The sequence below is a fragment of the Nocardia sp. genome (assembly GCF_025465275.1).
In the GTDB taxonomy this organism is placed as follows: Bacteria; Actinomycetota; Actinomycetes; order Mycobacteriales; family Mycobacteriaceae; genus Nocardia.
This window is the reverse complement of record NZ_JAODNK010000154.1, coordinates 1-16,181: the sequence shown is the minus strand read 5'-3', so window position 1 is coordinate 16,181 and position 16,181 is coordinate 1. Positions and strand designations below refer to the sequence as shown.

General features: G+C 66.0%; 13 protein-coding genes. 8 read left to right on the top strand and 5 right to left on the bottom strand.

The genetic code is table 11. The features are described from left to right. The 4 genes from rpoB to JWN03_RS33660 form a co-directional block, all read left to right on the top strand. Positions 1-2,130, top strand: a 2,130-nt coding sequence (gene rpoB / locus JWN03_RS33675; protein ID WP_297623481.1) for a DNA-directed RNA polymerase subunit beta, incomplete at its 5' end; no start/stop codon positions are given. Positions 2,131-2,261: 131 nt separating this feature from the next. Then, positions 2,262-6,215, top strand: a complete 3,954-nt coding sequence (locus tag JWN03_RS33670) for a DNA-directed RNA polymerase subunit beta' (RefSeq protein WP_297623478.1) — start codon at positions 2,262-2,264, stop codon at positions 6,213-6,215. Positions 6,216-6,353: 138 nt separating this feature from the next. Next, entirely contained in the window at positions 6,354-6,950 is a 597-nt protein-coding gene (locus JWN03_RS33665) for a Uma2 family endonuclease (RefSeq protein ID WP_297623475.1), read from the top strand. Between the two features lie 22 nt (positions 6,951-6,972). Continuing rightward, positions 6,973-7,437, top strand: a complete 465-nt coding sequence (locus tag JWN03_RS33660) for a hypothetical protein (RefSeq protein ID WP_297623473.1) — start codon at positions 6,973-6,975, stop codon at positions 7,435-7,437. Between the two features lie 9 nt (positions 7,438-7,446). On the opposite strand, the gene JWN03_RS33655 is transcribed toward JWN03_RS33660, so the two are convergent. From JWN03_RS33655 to JWN03_RS33645, 3 genes are all read right to left on the bottom strand, one after another. After that, positions 7,447-8,124, bottom strand: coding sequence for a hypothetical protein (locus JWN03_RS33655; RefSeq protein ID WP_297623470.1), 678 nt, complete (start codon positions 8,122-8,124; stop codon positions 7,447-7,449). Between the two features lie 66 nt (positions 8,125-8,190). Continuing rightward, positions 8,191-9,156 carry a helix-turn-helix transcriptional regulator gene (locus JWN03_RS33650; protein WP_297623467.1) on the bottom strand — a complete coding sequence of 322 codons (966 nt, stop codon included), beginning with the start codon at positions 9,154-9,156 and terminating at the stop codon, positions 8,191-8,193. A gap of 37 nt (positions 9,157-9,193) precedes the next feature. Beyond that, positions 9,194-10,165 carry an EamA family transporter gene (locus JWN03_RS33645; RefSeq protein WP_297623465.1) on the bottom strand — a complete coding sequence of 324 codons (972 nt, stop codon included), beginning with the start codon at positions 10,163-10,165 and terminating at the stop codon, positions 9,194-9,196. A gap of 39 nt (positions 10,166-10,204) precedes the next feature. Between JWN03_RS33645 and JWN03_RS33640 the strand changes: the two genes are divergently transcribed. From JWN03_RS33640 to JWN03_RS33630, 3 genes are all read left to right on the top strand, one after another. Then, a complete protein-coding gene (locus JWN03_RS33640; protein WP_297623462.1) occupies positions 10,205-10,735 on the top strand; it encodes a CGNR zinc finger domain-containing protein in 531 nt (176 codons plus the stop codon). Between the two features lie 195 nt (positions 10,736-10,930). Beyond that, positions 10,931-12,442 (top strand): malate dehydrogenase (quinone), encoded by a 1,512-nt coding sequence (gene mqo, locus JWN03_RS33635; protein ID WP_297623459.1) that lies wholly within the window; start codon positions 10,931-10,933, stop codon positions 12,440-12,442. A gap of 96 nt (positions 12,443-12,538) precedes the next feature. Then, entirely contained in the window at positions 12,539-13,009 is a 471-nt protein-coding gene (locus tag JWN03_RS33630; protein WP_297623456.1) for a PaaI family thioesterase, read from the top strand. 135 nt (positions 13,010-13,144) lie between these two features. On the opposite strand, the gene JWN03_RS33625 is transcribed toward JWN03_RS33630, so the two are convergent. Continuing rightward, entirely contained in the window at positions 13,145-14,152 is a 1,008-nt protein-coding gene (locus tag JWN03_RS33625) for an aldo/keto reductase (protein ID WP_297623453.1), read from the bottom strand. Between the two features lie 101 nt (positions 14,153-14,253). Here JWN03_RS33625 and JWN03_RS33620 point away from each other — a divergent pair, with 101 nt between their 5' ends. Beyond that, the gene (locus JWN03_RS33620; RefSeq protein ID WP_297623450.1) at positions 14,254-15,096 is read left to right on the top strand and encodes a helix-turn-helix transcriptional regulator; all 843 of its coding nucleotides are present in this window, start codon (positions 14,254-14,256) and stop codon (positions 15,094-15,096) included. A 212-nt stretch (positions 15,097-15,308) separates the two neighbouring features. Here the strand turns inward: JWN03_RS33620 and JWN03_RS33615 are convergent. Then, a partial coding sequence (locus tag JWN03_RS33615; RefSeq protein WP_297623446.1) for a pirin family protein occupies positions 15,309-16,181 on the bottom strand: 873 nt, incomplete at its 5' end.

Sequence of the window (16,181 nt, the reverse complement as noted above, 5' to 3'; positions counted from 1 at the left end):
GCCGGTCTGGAAGTTCGTGACGTCCACCAGTCGCACTACGGCCGCATGTGCCCGATCGAGACCCCGGAAGGCCCGAACATCGGCCTGATCGGTTCGCTGTCGGTGTACGCGCGGGTCAACCCGTTCGGTTTCATCGAGACCCCGTACCGCAAGGTTGCGAACGGTCGCGTCACCGATGACATCAAGTACCTCACCGCCGACGAAGAAGACCGCCACATCCGCGCCCAGGCGAACTCGCCGGTCGACGCGGACGGCAACTTCCTCGAGGCGCGCGTCCTCGCGCGTCACGGCAACGAGGAGATGGAGTACGTCGACGCGAGCACGGTCGACTACATGGATGTCTCACCGCGCCAGATGGTTTCGGTCGCGACCGCCATGATTCCGTTCCTCGAGCACGACGATGCCAACCGTGCCCTGATGGGCGCGAATATGCAGCGTCAGGCCGTGCCGCTGGTCCGTTCCGAGGCGCCGCTGGTCGGCACCGGTATGGAGCTGCGCGCCGCCGTCGACGCCGGCGATGTGGTCGTGAACCAGAAGGCCGGTGTGGTGGAAGAGGTTTCGGCCGACTTCATCACCGTCATGCACGACGACGGCACCCGCCGTTCGTACCGCATGCGCAAGTTCGAGCGCTCCAACCAGGGCACCTGCGCCAACCAGCGTCCGATCGTGGACGAGGGTCTGCGGGTGGAGGTCGGCCACGTGCTGGCCGACGGTCCCTGCACCGAGAACGGTGAGATGGCGCTCGGCAAGAACCTGCTCGTGGCGATCATGCCGTGGGAAGGCCACAACTACGAGGACGCGATCATTCTGTCGCAGCGCCTCGTGGAGGATGACGTGCTCACCTCGATTCACATCGAGGAGCACGAAATCGATGCTCGCGACACCAAGCTGGGCGCTGAGGAGATCACTCGGGATATCCCGAACGTCTCCGATGAGGTCCTCGCAGATCTCGACGAGCGCGGCATCGTCCGCATCGGCGCCGAGGTCCGCGACGGCGACATCCTGGTCGGCAAGGTCACCCCGAAGGGCGAAACCGAGCTGACCCCCGAAGAGCGCCTGCTGCGCGCCATCTTCGGTGAGAAGGCCCGCGAGGTTCGCGACACCTCCCTGAAGGTGCCGCACGGTGAGTCCGGCAAGGTCATCGGCGTTCGCGTGTTCTCGCGTGACGACGACGACGATCTGCCTCCGGGCGTCAACGAGCTGGTCCGCGTGTACGTGGCGCAGAAGCGCAAGATCCAGGACGGCGACAAGCTCGCCGGCCGGCACGGCAACAAGGGTGTTATCGGCAAGATCCTGCCGCAGGAAGATATGCCCTTCCTGCCGGACGGCACTCCGGTCGACATCATCCTGAACACCCACGGTGTGCCGCGTCGTATGAACATCGGTCAGGTGCTGGAGACCCATCTGGGTTACATCGCCAAGACCGGCTGGAAGGTCGATGGTTCACCCGAGTGGGCCAAGAACCTGCCCGAGGAGATGCTCGGCCAGCCCGGCGACACCAATATCGCCACCCCGGTATTCGACGGTGCGCGCGAGGAGGAGCTGACGGGCCTGCTGGCCTCGACGCTGCCGAACCGCGACGGCGAGAAGATGATCGACGACAACGGTAAGGCGGTGCTGCTGGACGGTCGCTCCGGCGAGCCGTTCCCGTACCCGGTCTCGGTCGGCTACATGTACATCCTGAAGCTGCACCACCTGGTGGACGACAAGATCCACGCGCGTTCGACGGGTCCGTACTCGATGATCACGCAGCAGCCCCTCGGTGGTAAGGCCCAGTTCGGTGGTCAGCGCTTCGGTGAAATGGAGTGCTGGGCCATGCAGGCGTACGGCGCTGCCTACACGCTGCAGGAACTGCTCACCATCAAGTCTGACGATGTTGTCGGCCGCGTAAAGGTTTACGAGGCGATCGTCAAGGGCGAGAACATTCCGGAGCCCGGTATTCCGGAGTCGTTCAAGGTGCTGCTCAAGGAGCTCCAGTCGCTGTGCCTGAACGTCGAGGTGCTGTCCTCGGACGGCGCCGCGATCGAGATGCGCGATGGCGATGATGAGGACCTGGAGCGCGCTGCGGCGAACCTGGGAATCAACCTGTCCCGTAATGAGGCTGCGACGGTCGACGACCTGGCGCAGTAAGAGCGATCGGTCCGGGAGCGCCGAGAGGCGTTCCCGGGCAGACCCTTTCGAGCGACCTGCGAGCAGTCGCTACGAGATGGATTTAGCAAACTTTTGCTCATACTGAACCCGAACAGGGGAAAGGAAGTTACGTGCTAGACGTCAACTTCTTCGATGAACTCCGGATCGGCCTGGCCTCCGCTGACGACATCCGACAGTGGTCGTTCGGCGAGGTGAAGAAGCCGGAGACCATCAATTACCGCACGCTCAAGCCCGAGAAGGACGGCTTGTTCTGCGAGAAGATCTTCGGTCCCACCCGGGACTGGGAGTGCTACTGCGGTAAGTACAAGCGCGTCCGCTTCAAGGGCATCATCTGCGAGCGCTGTGGTGTCGAGGTGACTCGCGCCAAGGTGCGTCGTGAGCGCATGGGCCACATCGAGCTGGCCGCTCCGGTCACGCACATCTGGTACTTCAAGGGTGTCCCGTCCCGTCTGGGCTACCTGCTGGACCTGGCGCCGAAGGATCTGGAAAAGATCATCTACTTCGCCGCCTACGTGATCGTCGGCGTCGATACCGAGCTGCGCCACAACGAACTCTCCACTCTCGAAGCCGAGATGGAGGTCGAGAAGAAGAACCTTGCCGACCAGCGTGATGCTGATCTCGAGGCCCGCGCCCAGAAGCTCGAGGCAGACATTGCCGAGCTCGAGGCCGAGGGCGCCAAGTCCGACGTCCGCCGCAAGGTGAAGGACGGCGGCGAGCGTGAGATGCGTCAGCTGCGCGACCGCGCCCAGCGTGAGCTGGACAAGCTCGACGAGATCTGGACCACCTTCACCAAGCTTTCGGTGAAGCAGCTGATCATCGACGAGATCATCTACCGCGAGCTGCAGGACCGCTACGGCGAGTACTTCACCGGAGCCATGGGCGCCGAGGCGATCCAGAAGCTCATGGAGCAGTTCGACATCCCGGCCGAGGCCGAGAACCTGCGCGAGACGATCCGTACGGGCAAGGGCCAGAAGAAGCTTCGCGCGCTGAAGCGTCTGAAGGTTGTCGCCGCGTTCCAGATGAACGGCAACTCGCCCATGGGCATGGTGCTGGACGCTGTCCCGGTGATCCCGCCGGAGCTGCGCCCGATGGTGCAGCTGGACGGTGGCCGCTTCGCGACCTCCGACCTGAACGACCTGTACCGCCGCGTCATCAACCGCAACAACCGTTTGAAGCGACTGATCGATCTGGGTGCGCCCGAGATCATCGTGAACAACGAGAAGCGCATGCTTCAGGAGTCGGTGGACGCGCTGTTCGACAACGGCCGTCGTGGCCGTCCGGTCACCGGTCCGGGTAACCGCCCGCTGAAGTCCCTGAGCGATCTGCTCAAGGGCAAGCAGGGTCGTTTCCGTCAGAACCTGCTGGGCAAGCGTGTCGACTACTCGGGCCGTTCGGTCATCGTGGTCGGTCCGCAGCTGAAGCTGCACCAGTGTGGTCTGCCGAAGCTGATGGCGCTCGAGCTGTTCAAGCCGTTCGTCATGAAGCGTCTAGTGGATCTCAACCACGCGCAGAACATCAAGTCCGCCAAGCGGATGGTCGAGCGTCAGCGCGCTCAGGTGTGGGATGTCCTCGAAGAGGTCATCTCGGAGCACCCGGTGCTGCTGAACCGCGCGCCCACCCTGCACCGCCTGGGTATCCAGGCCTTCGAGCCGCTGCTGGTCGAAGGTAAGGCCATCCAGCTGCACCCGCTCGTGTGTGAGGCGTTCAACGCCGACTTCGACGGTGACCAGATGGCCGTGCACCTTCCGCTGTCCGCGGAGGCGCAGGCCGAGGCCCGCATCCTGATGCTGTCCTCGAACAACATTCTGTCGCCGGCGTCGGGTCGTCCGCTCGCCATGCCGCGTCTGGACATGGTGACCGGTCTGTACTACCTGACCCGCCTGCAGGAGGGCGCGAAGGGCGAGTACCGCGCGGGATCGAAGGATCACGCCGAGTTCGGCGTGTACTCCTCGCCGGCCGAGGCGCAGATGGCGGTCGACCGCGGTGAGCTCACCGTGCGGTCGCAGATCAAGGTGCGCCTGACCGAGCAGCGTCCGGAGAAGGACGTCGAAGCCGAGCTGTTCCCGAACGGGTGGCAGCGTGGCGATGCGTGGCTCGCGAAGACCACGCTGGGTCGCGTCATCTTCAACGAGCTGCTCCCGGCGGACTACGCGTTCATCAACGAGCAGATGCCGAAGAAGCGTCAGGCGACGATCATCAACGATCTCGCCGAGCGCTACCCGATGATCGTGGTCGCGCAGACGGTCGACAAGCTGAAGGACTCGGGCTTCTACTGGGCCACGCGTTCCGGCGTCACCGTCGCCATGTCGGACGTTCTGGTTCCGCCGGAGAAGCCCGAGATCATGGCGCGCTACGACGCGCAGGCCGATCAGATCGAGAAGAAGTACCAGCGTGGCGCGCTCGATCACTCCGAGCGCAACAATGCCCTGGTCAAGATCTGGCAGGAAGCGACCGAAGAAGTCGGTCAGTCGATGCGGGCGCACTACCCGCCGGACAACCCGATCATCACGATCGTCGAGTCGGGCGCAACGGGTAACTTCACCCAGACTCGTACCCTCGCGGGTATGAAGGGCCTGGTGACGAACCCGAAGGGTGAGTTCATCCCGCAGCCGATCAAGTCCTCCTTCCGTGAGGGCCTGACGGTTCTGGAGTACTTCATCAATACGCACGGTGCCAGAAAGGGTCTGGCCGACACCGCGCTTCGTACCGCCGACTCGGGTTACCTGACCCGTCGTCTGGTGGACGTGTCGCAGGACGTCATCGTTCGCGAGACCGACTGTGGCACCGAGCGCGGCATCATCGTCGCGATCGCGGAGAAGCAGGCCGACGGCACGCTCATCCGTGACGCGCACGTGGAGACCAGCACCTACGCTCGTACGCTGGCCACCGACGCGCTGGACGCCAAGGGCAATGTCGTCATCGAGAAGGGTCACGATCTCGGTGACCCGGCGCTGGACGCGCTGCTCGATGCCGGTATCACCGAGGTGAAGGTCCGCTCCGTGCTGACCTGCACCACCGGCACCGGCGTGTGTGCGACCTGCTACGGCCGCTCGATGGCGACCGGCAAGCTGGTCGATATCGGTGAGGCTGTCGGTATTGTCGCCGCGCAGTCCATCGGTGAGCCCGGTACCCAGCTCACCATGCGTACCTTCCACCAGGGTGGTGTCGCGGGCGAGGACATCACCGGCGGTTTGCCCCGTGTGCAGGAGCTCTTCGAGGCTCGTGTGCCGAAGGGCAAGGCCCCCATTGCGGAGGTCTCCGGCCGGGTGCGCATGGAGGACGACGACCGCTTCTACAAGATCACCGTCATTCCCGACGATGGTTCGGAAGAAGTGTTGTACGACAAGCTCTCCAAGCGTCAGCGTCTGCGGGTGTTCAAGCACGAGGACGGTTCCGAGCGTCTGCTCGCCGATGGCGATCATGTCGAGGTCGGCCAGCAGCTGCTGGAAGGCTCCGCGGATCCGCACGAGGTGCTGCGCGTGATGGGCCCCCGTCAGGTGCAGATCCACCTGGTGCACGAGGTCCAGGAGGTGTACCGGTCGCAGGGTGTTTCCATCCACGACAAGCACATCGAGGTCATCGTTCGCCAGATGCTGCGCCGCGTCACCATCATCGATTCGGGTGCGACGGAGTTCCTGCCCGGTGCGCTGATCGAGCGCGCGGAGTTCGAGAACTCGAACCGCCGCGTGGTCGCCGAAGGCTCCGAGCCGGCTTCCGGCCGCCCGGTCCTGATGGGTATCACCAAGGCATCGCTGGCCACGGATTCGTGGCTCTCGGCGGCCTCCTTCCAGGAGACCACCCGAGTGCTCACCGACGCGGCCATCAACTGCCGCTCCGACAAGCTGATCGGCTTGAAGGAGAACGTGATCATCGGCAAGCTGATCCCGGCCGGTACCGGTATCAACCGCTACCGCAACATCACGGTTCAGCCCACCGAAGAGGCGCGCCAGGCCGCGTACGCGGTGCCGTCCTACGACGACACCTACTACAGCCCGGACGGCTTCGGCACCACCACCGGTGCCGCAGTCCCGCTGGACGACTACGGCTTCAGCGACTACCGCTGAATCCCTAGCTGAGGCAAAAACATTCGGCCCCCGCTCCGCTCTGGAGCGGGGGCCGCTTGCATTTTCGTCCGGATCAGAACTGGCTCCGTTCGCAATCAACTAACAGAGAACTAACACGCGGAGGGTTACCCTGCTCGTATGACCGCCGCACAGCACTCGGATGAGCCGATCCCGACTCGGCTGGTAGCGCTGCCGATGCCGCCGTCCGGTGGATTCACCGCCGAGGACCTGCCCCGCCTGATAGAAGTGGTCGATGGCCGCTTCGAGTTGCTGGACGGTGACGTCGTGATGATGGCTCCCGCCACACACTGGCATGACGAGGTAGTCGACCTTCTCAAGCATTCGCTGCGGGCTATCGCTCCGCAAGGCTTCGTGATCGGAAGCGAGAAGGGTGTCAATCTCGGGGCCAGCGTCCCCGAGCCTGATGTGCTCGCTATATCCCGGGCTGTGGTTCGGTCGGACAGTCTGATGTTCGAACCTGACGACGTCCATCTGGCGGTGGAGGTGGTGTCGCCCCGGACGAAGACGAAGGATCGCAAGCTGCGGCCCCTGCAGTACGCGGAGGCAGGGATCAAATGCTTCTGGCGGGTGGAGAACGAGGACGACGCCATGGTCGTCTACACCTTCGAATTGCTGCCGGAGGGGGGCTATGCGCCTACCGGTGTGCATCGCGGCCGAGTCAAGGTTGATCGCCCGTTTCCGATCGATATCGAATTGCCTGAAGTGACTTGGTGATTCCTCTATAGGAGGGGTTGGCGTGGGAGCTTTTCGGAGTGTGGTTGCGGTGGTGCTGGGTGGAGCGCTGCTGTCGGTCGCCGGGGGTGCTGCTGTGACGACGGCTCAGGCTGATGAGCTCGGGGGGTGTGTGCGAGGGAATGTGCTGACCGGGAACCGGCTGCCCGGGACCGGGAGTGCGGGGCAGAGTGTGCGGCGGGCGGCGGACCTGTGGGGGTGTTCGAGTTCTTTGCTGCCGGGCATCGTGTCGGGGCATTTCTCCGCTGAGCTGCCGTGGCTCGGGTTCGGCGCGCTCACGTCGGCGACGTTCACCTGGTCGGATGGCAGTGTCAGCACCGCGACGGGGCTGCCCAATACGCTGTGGACGATTACGTCCGGGCCGGCGAGCGGGCACACCCTGCAATTCCAGCTCGATTGGCCGATGAACGGCGATTGGTACTACACCGACAACAGCATGGCTGTTGTCGGCGCGACCTTCGTGCGATAGCGGGCGGTGTCAGTTCGGTTGCTGCGCAACGGCATCGGCGAACGGCGCGATACCGGGGACGACGGTGCCGGCGTAGGTGAGCGCGGCGTCGATGGCGGGCTGGCCGCCCGATTGCTGCAGGCCGATGGCGCCGCCGATGAGGGCGCCGACAACGAGGCCGATCGGGGCGGTGATGAAGTCGAGGACGAACAGTCCCGCGGGGAAGCCGAGCAGGAAGCCGATGGCGCCGCCGATGGCCGCGCCGGTGGCGACCGCGGGCATATTGGCCTGCACAACATCGAAGAAGCGCTGCTGGGCGTCGATATCGCGCAGCGGAGCAGCGGATTCGGCGACCGGGGTGAGGGTGAGCCGCCGGTTGTCGGTGTCGATCGCCGGGGTGAGCGCGAGGGTCTTGCCGGCGATATCGTATTTCAGTGGGACGGTGGCGATTACGCGTCCGGCGTCATCGGTGGCGATGACGGCTTCGCCGTCCCAGGTGGTGAGGAAGCGCCCGGTCTGCAGGGTGCCGATGGTGGAGCGGTGGTCGTCGGAGAGCGCCACCTGATAGGCGATGCCGTGATCGGCGCCCTGGACGGTGAGCGGTGCCGCGGCCGGGGCCGGTGCGGGCTCGGCGGTAGCTGTACCGCTGACGGTGACAGCCGCCGTCAGGCAAAGTAGCACTGGCGCAATGGCCCTGGTCATTCCCATGGTCGTGAAACGTACCGCCGCCGGGTGGGGGAGCGGAACCCCCGCGGCGCATATGCGCCGCTCCGCTCACCCTCCGATGAGGGCGCGGGTGATGCGGTTTCCGGCGGCGCGCAATTCCGCCGTCAGTTCCGGTGAGTCGCGCACCTCCAGCTCGAAGCCGAGCGAGATGAGCTGTCCGGCAAGCCATTCCGGGGCATCATCACGTTCGCCGGCCATGCGGCAGGAGTTGCTGTCGATAGCGGTGATTTCGCCGGGTTGGTCGCCGACGCGGCCCGCCACCCGATACGCGGGTGCGTGGATGATCACATCGACGCGGTAGGTCCTTGTGCCCCAATCGGTCCGGTCGCCGGCAATGTAGGCGGCGGCATCGGCGGCAGGCAGTTCCCGGGGCGTGAATCGCGCTCCGGTGGGTTGCGGTCGTTCGATGCGATCCACCCGGAAGCTGCGCCACGCCTGCCGATCCAGATCGAATCCGACCAGGTACCAGCGCCGATGATTGGTGGCGAGGCCGATGGGCTCGATATTGCGGCGCGATTCGGCGCCTTTCGCATCCCGGTAGGCGAACCGCACCCGTTCGTGATTGGTGATGGTCGCGGCCAGCGTGGCGAGCACCTCGGGGTCGGCGGTGGGTCCGGCCGGACTGAAGGTGGCGGTGGCCGCACCGATTACGCGCACCCGGCGGCGCAGTTTGGCGGGCAGCACCTGTTCCAGCTTGGCGAGAGCGCGTACCGAAGCCTCTTCGATTCCCGCCACGGCTTGCCCGGCGGCCGCCCGCAATCCCACCGCGATGGCAATGGCCTCCTCGTCGTCGAGCACCAGCGGCGGCATGGCGGCCCCCGCCGTCAGCCGATACCCACCGGTGACGCCGAGCGTCGCCTCCACCGGATAGCCGAGTTCCCGCAGCCGATCGATATCCCGCCGGACAGTCCGATCACTGACCCCGAGCCGTTCGGCCAGCTCGCTGCCCGGCCATTCCCGCGGAGTCTGCAGTAGAGACAGCAGTTGCAGCAGCCGTGCCGGTGTATCGCTCATGCGTCGATGATCCGGCACAACTAGGTCTGGAACTGTCCTAGATGCCTTCGGGTGTCGCCGGGGCCTGGGCGGCGCTCTCGGCCGGTTCGCCGAGCCGGACCACCACCACACCGGTGAGAATCAGGACGCCGCCGAGCAATTGGATGACATGTGGGGTCTGACCGAGCAGCGCCCAGGCGAACAGGATTGCGGCGAGTACCTCGGTGAGTGCGGCGAAGGAGGCCAGCCGGGAGCCGAGCGCCCGGGTCGCCGCGATTCCGGTGACGTAGGCCAGGGCCGCCGTGATCACGCCGAGGGCGAGTAGCGGGATCCACCACTGGGTGGTGAAGCCTTCGAACGCAACGGCATTCGTGGTGACACGCAGCGGGAAGATGCCGATGAGGCAGGCGAGCAGGATGCTGAGGCCGCCGACGATCAGTCCGCTGGTGGCCAGGACGGTGCCGGGGATGCCGTCCCCGGTGCGGCCGGAGAGGATGAAGTACGCTGCCGCGCCGACCATCGCGCCGAGCGCCCACAGGATGCCGACCCAGCTGGTCGCGACACCGGAGCGCAGATCGAGGACCAGCAGCAGTCCGGCGATACCGATGAGCGCACCGAGAACCGTTGCGCGCCCGGGCTGTTGCCGGTGGCGCAGCCACAGCCAGCCGATGACGGCGATCGGTGCGGTGTATTCGATGAGCAGTGCCACACCGACATCCATGTGCGCGACGGCATTGAAGTAGGCGAGCTGCGCACCGGCCACCGCGAGCAGGCCGTAACCCGCAAGCAGGGAGGCATTGCGGCGCAGCAGATTCCAGTCGCCGCGGAGCTGCCGCAGGGCGAACGGCAGCAGTACGGCGGCGCCGAGCAGTACCCGCACGATCACCACGGCGGCGGGACTCCAGCCCGCATCGATGAGTCCGCGGGCGAGCGCCCCGGAGAGCCCGAAGGACGATGCGGACAGCGCCGCGAAGATCAGCCCGGTGCGGAGCCGGCTGCGCACGGGTGCGTCATGAGTCATCGTCGCCATGACTGATGACGCTAGGGGGCGCGTGTGTAATATGTCAACATGCTTTTTGCTGATGACACGGTCGCCGCATTGGCCGCCGCCGTCGATCTGGTGAATTCGGCCGAGGATCCGGACACCATGACCGAGATCGCCCAGCTCCGGGAGTTCTTCGTCCGGCACGGGTACACAGGCAGCCGCACCGGCGAGGCAGCCGAACTGGCGGCTGTCCGTGCGCAGCGCGCCCCGTTACGCCGCCTGCTGACCAGCGACAGAAGCACCGCCGTCCAACTGGTCAACAACACCCTGGCCGAGCACCGTGCGGTGCCGCAGCTGGTCCGTCACGACAATCTCGACTACCACATCCACGCGGTCCCCGCGGAGGCCCCGCTGCCCGTACGCATTGCCGTAGAAACCGCCATGGCCATGATCGACCTCATTCGCTCCGATGAGCTGAGCCGCCTCGCCATCTGCGCCGACGACACCTGCGAGGGCATAGTCCTCGACCTGTCCCGCAACCGTTCTCGCCGCTACTGCAGCACCGCCTGCGGCAATCGCAATGCCGTGGCCGCCTACCGCGCCCGCCAGCGGTAGCTCGGCACCGTCCGGGCCCCTTGACGGTTCGGGCGGGTGGGCTCGCGGGTGAAGGCGCAGGGCTGGGGGAGCAGGCCCGGGAACGGTTCCGGATAGTCGCGGCCGGAGGCGGGGTGGTCCGGGCGTGGCCGATGATCGGGGCGGTTCGGTGTTAGCGTGCCCGTGGCGGTATGAGTTCGATGGGGATTTCGAGGCATGACGATGAATACGCAAGCGGCCCTGCGTCCTTACGATGTGGTGTTGGTCGGCGGTGGAATCATGAGCGCGACGCTCGGAATTCTGCTCAAGCAGGTGGAGCCGACCTGGTCGATTGCGGTGTACGAACGCCTGCCGGAACTCGGCGCCGAAGCCTCCGCGGCCTGGAACAATGCCGGAACCGGGCATGCCGGGCTGTGTGAACTCGATTACACGGGCGAAAATCCGGACGGCTCGGTGAATATCACGAAGGCTGTCACCCTCAATGAGCAATTTCAGCAGAGCCGGCAGTTGTGGGCGTCGCTGGTCGAGGCCGAAATCCTGGGCAAGCCGGATACTTTCATCAATCCGGTACCGCATATGACGCTGGTGCACGGCGCCGGCGATGTGGATTATCTGCGGCGCAGGCAGGAAACCATGTCCGCGCACCACCTTTTCGGTTCCCTGCGATTCAGTTCCGAATCGAAGGTGATCGAGGGCTGGGCGCCGCTGCTGACCGAGCGGCGCGGCCTCTACGAACCGTTCGCCGCGACCCGCGACAACACCGGCAGCGATATCGATTTCGGTGCGCTCACCCGCCAGATGTTCGAGCATCTGCAATCCGCCGGTGTCGAAATACACCGCCGCTGCGAGGTGCGCGGTCTGCGTAAGAACAATGACGGCTCCTGGCAATTGCGCATCCACCAGTTCACCGACAACGATCGCCTCACCCGGCGGGTCGATGCCCGTTTCGTTTTCGCGGGTACCGGCGGGTGGGCGCTGAAACTGTTGCAGCAGGCCGGTATTCCGGAGGTGCAGGGTTACGGCCTGGTCCCGGTGAGTAGTCGCTTCCTGCGCTGTGACAATCCCGAGGTGATCGAGCAGCACGATGCCAAGGTGTACGGCAGGGCCGCGCCCGGTGCCCCGCCGATATCCGTGCCGCACTTGGATTCCCGGGTGATCGACGGCAAGCGGGCGCTGCTCTTCGGCCCCTATGCCGGAGCGGTTCCGAAGTTCCTGCGGACCGGTTCGATCCTGGATGCGCCCGCCGCGCTGCGCCCGCACAATGTGGCGCCGATCGCCTCGATGATGAAGGGCAATCCGGGCCTGATGTGGCAGGTGCTGTCCCAGGTGACCGCCACGCGCGGCCGGAAGCTGGCCGCGCTGCGCGAATTCGCGCCGTCCGCGGCGGCGGGGGACTGGTCGATGGTCACCGCCGGTCAGTACGCCCAGCTGGTGCAGCGGTCGGCCGACGGCCGGGGTGTACTGCAATTCGATACGGAAGTGATAACCGCGCAGGATGGTTCGATTGCCGCGGTGCTGGGCGCCGCGCCCGGCGCGGCCACCGCACCGGCCATGCTGCTGGAAGTGCTGGAGCGCAGCTTCCCGCGGTATCGCCGGTACTGGGCGCCTCGACTGCGGGAGCTGATTCCGACGCTCGGCGCGAGTCTGGCCGGGGATGCCCGGCTGGCCCGGCGCACCATGGCCCGTACCGCCGAAACCCTGGGTCTGGAGTCGCCGAACTCGGACTGAGCGGGCCCTGGCAGGAAGCGGACGTGGACAAGCCTCTCCGTACCCGGTATGAAATTAGAACACGTTTCAATTTCGAACCGGTCTACAGGAGATGCGATGGACAGCGCCACCATGGGCGAACAGGTGATGGCCGGTTTTCAGAAGCTCGGCTTCATTCAGTTCGCCGGTATCGAAGGAGTCGACTACGCCTCCGGCCGCAATGTGGTCCGCATGGTCGCGCAGGCGCAGCACCTCAACCACAATGGCGACGTACACGCGGCCCTGCTCTTCGGCCTGGCCGAGACGGCCGCCATGGGCGCCTCCATCTCCGGCATCGTGGATCTGCTCGGCGAGACCTTCATCGTGGCCCGTGACGGCCGCATCGAATACCTCGCCCGCGCCAAGGGCGAGGCCGCCCCGTTCCTGGCCACCGCCGAACTGACCGCCGAGGTGATCGAGCAAACCCGCGCGAACATCCAGTCCCGCCAGGAAATCGAACTCGAGGTTCCGGTCCGCATCACCGACAGCACCGGCACAGCCGTAGCCGCCGCCGCCTTCACCGCCGTCATCCGCCCCCGCCGCAAGTAATCTCGCCCCACCGGCGACGCCGGTAATCGGCGGCACGCCCCGTCGTCCCGGCATGCTTTTGGCCGGGATCCACGCCTGCAGTACTTCGGCAGGTTCAGTGGATCCCGGCCAAAAGCGCGCCGGGATGACGGGTGGTCAGCGCTCGCTGTCGAGCATGGCCATCTGGGCTTCGGCGTAGCGGCCGCCGGCGACCTGATCGGCGGGGACTGCCGCTTCGATGGCGGTCAGCTCGTCGGCCGAGAGCTGGATATCCACTGCCGCAAGGGCTTCGGTCCAGCGCCCGGGGCGGCGAGCGCCGATGATCGGGACGATGTCCTCGCCACGGGACAGGGCCCAGGCGATGGCCAGTTGCGCCACACTCACGTCGTGGCGGGCCGCGATCTCGGCGAGGGCGTCCACCAGTCGCAGGTTGGCGGTGAGGTTCTCACCCTGGAAGCGCGGGCTGTGGGCACGGAAGTCGCTGGGGGCGAATTGCGCTCCGCCACGCAGGGAATCGCTCAGCAGGCCGCGGGAGAGCACACCGTAGGCGGTGATGCCGATCCCGAGTTCCCGTGCGGTGGGCAGGATTTCGGCTTCGATGCCGCGCGAGAGCAGTGAGTACTCGATCTGCAGATCGGCGATCGGGTGTACGGCGGCGGCCCGGCGCAGCGTCTCCGCGCCTACCTCGGACAGGCCGATGTGCCGTACGTATCCGGCCTGCACCATCTCGGCCAGTGCACCGATGGTCTCCTCGATCGGCACATTCGGGTCGAGCCGCGCGGGCCGGTAGATGTCGATGTAGTCGACGCCGAGCCGCTGCAGCGAGTAGGCGAGGAAATTGCGCAGCGCCGCGGGACGGGTGTCCACGCCGCCGAAGTTGCCGTCGGGTCCGCGCAGCGCACCGAATTTCACGCTGAGCAGGTAGTCCTCCCGCTTGCGGTCGGAGAGGGCCCGGCCGAGCAGCATTTCGTTGTGGCCCATGCCGTAGAAGTCGCCGGTATCGATGAGGTTCGCGCCGGAGTCGAGGGCCGCGTGCACGGTGGCGATGGAGACGGCGTCATCGCTGCTGCCGTACATGCCGGACATGCCCATGGCGCCGAGGCCGATGCGAGAAACGCTGGGCCCGGTCTTGCCGAGCTGGACTGTGTCGAGGTTCTTCGTCATGGGATAAACGATGCGCCCTGGACCGGGGATCCGGCAGAGATCGCTTATCGGGGGATAGCCAGTCCCTGGATCGCACTCCGGGGGTGCGGGACAGTGGTGGAGTGAACCGCGACGAACTTGCCGATTTCCTGCGCCGCCGCCGGGAGAACCTGCAACCGGCTGCCGTCGGCCTGCCCGAGGGCCTGCGCCGTCGGACTCCCGGCCTGCGCCGCGATGAAGTCGCGATGCTCGCGGGTATGTCCACCGACTACTACACCCGCCTGGAACAGGCCCGTGGCCCGCGCCCGTCCACCCAGGTCCTCGGCTCCCTGGCCCGCGCCCTGCGCTTCACCGACAATGAGCGCGACCACCTCTACCACCTGGCCGGACAGCAGCCGCCCGCGCGCGGCGGCGACACCCACGTGGGTCCCGGCATCCTGCACGTACTGGCCAAACTCGACGACACCCCCGCCTGCGTCATCTCCGATCTGGGCGAGGTGCTGGTCCAGAACCGCATGCACATACTGGTCAGCGGCGATTTCTCGCAGCGCCGCGGCCTGGACCGCTGCATCCCCTGGTTGTGGTTCACCCAACCGTCCACACGCGACCGCTTCCCGGCGGAGGACCAGGACGCCCTGGGCCGCCATCACGTGGCCGGTCTGCGCGCTACCGCTGCCAGCCGCTCCGGGGACACCGATGTCACCGACCTGGTGGCCCGCCTGCGCGGTGCCAGCCCCGAATTCGAAGAGCTCTGGCACGAGCACGAGGTTCGCACCCACCCCGGTCACGACAAACACATGATTCATCCGGAAGTCGGTCTCCTGGAACTGATCTGCGAACCCCTCCTCACTCCCAGCGCCACCCGGCAACTCCTCGTCTATTACCCCAAATCCGGCACCGACACCCAGGAGAAACTCGACCTCCTCCGCGTCATCGGCACCCAGAACCTCACTGCTCACCCCTGAGTAGCTGCGCGCCAAGCTCTTTCGCTGGAACCATGCTTCATCGGCCGAATGTGGCGAGACTCGCTGCGCCGCTGCGGTTGTGGATCCCGGCCGAAAGCATGCCGGGATGACGGCGAAATGTGCGATCGGGTCGCGTTCGGAAGATGCTGTGGCTGAGATGAATTCGGCCCCGGACGGATGTCCGGGGCCGAATCCTGTTCAGCGGGCGCTGGTCAGTAGCGGCGCTTGCGGGGTTTCAGGTGCAGGGGCGGGAGGGGTGGGGCGGGGATACGTTCGTCGGGGGTGTGGCCGGCGATATCCGGGAAGCGGGCGAGATTGTGGCTCTCCCAATCGTTTCGGGCCGCTTCGATCTCTTCGTGGCTGCGCGCCACGAAGTTCCACCACATGACCAGGTCTTCGGTGAAGGGTTCACCGCCGAGCAGGAGCAGGCGGGCGCCCTCGGTGTGGTGCAGGCGCAGTTCGGTGCGGTCGCTGCCCAGGTAGAGGAGGCCGCCCGGCGCGACGACCGTGGTGTCGACGGTGAGTTCGCCTTCGATCACCAATACCGCGTATTCGAACTCGGGCCGCAGCGGCAACCGGACATCGGCGTGCGGCTGGACCTGCAGCTCCGCGCCGACGATCGGGGTGTACGCGGTGGCCGGCGAGGTGACGTCGCCGAGTGTGCCGATCAGGACGGTGCCCAGTACTCCGGCATGGCCGTCTTCGCTCAGCGCGATCTTCGGGAGCTCTCGGTGCTGCTCGAAATGTGGTGCGATAGAGGCAGTTTCGCCGGGAAGGGCGATCCACAGCTGTAGTCCCGCGCCCGATTCGTGCCCTGCCACCCGGTATTCCGAGTGGTCGATGCCGCGGCCGGAGGTCATGATGTTCAGCTGCCCGGGCTCGATCTCCACATCCGAGCCGATGCTGTCGCGATGCCGGATGCGCCCGTTCAAAGGCCAAGTGACCGTTTGCAATCCGATGTGCGGATGCGGATCGATATCGTTGCCTTCGGGTTTCGCGGCAGAGCCGGAACCGAATTCGTCGAGAAAGCACCAGGCGCCGACGGTCGGCAGGTCGCGCTGCGGCAGCGAGCGGTGCACGGTCAC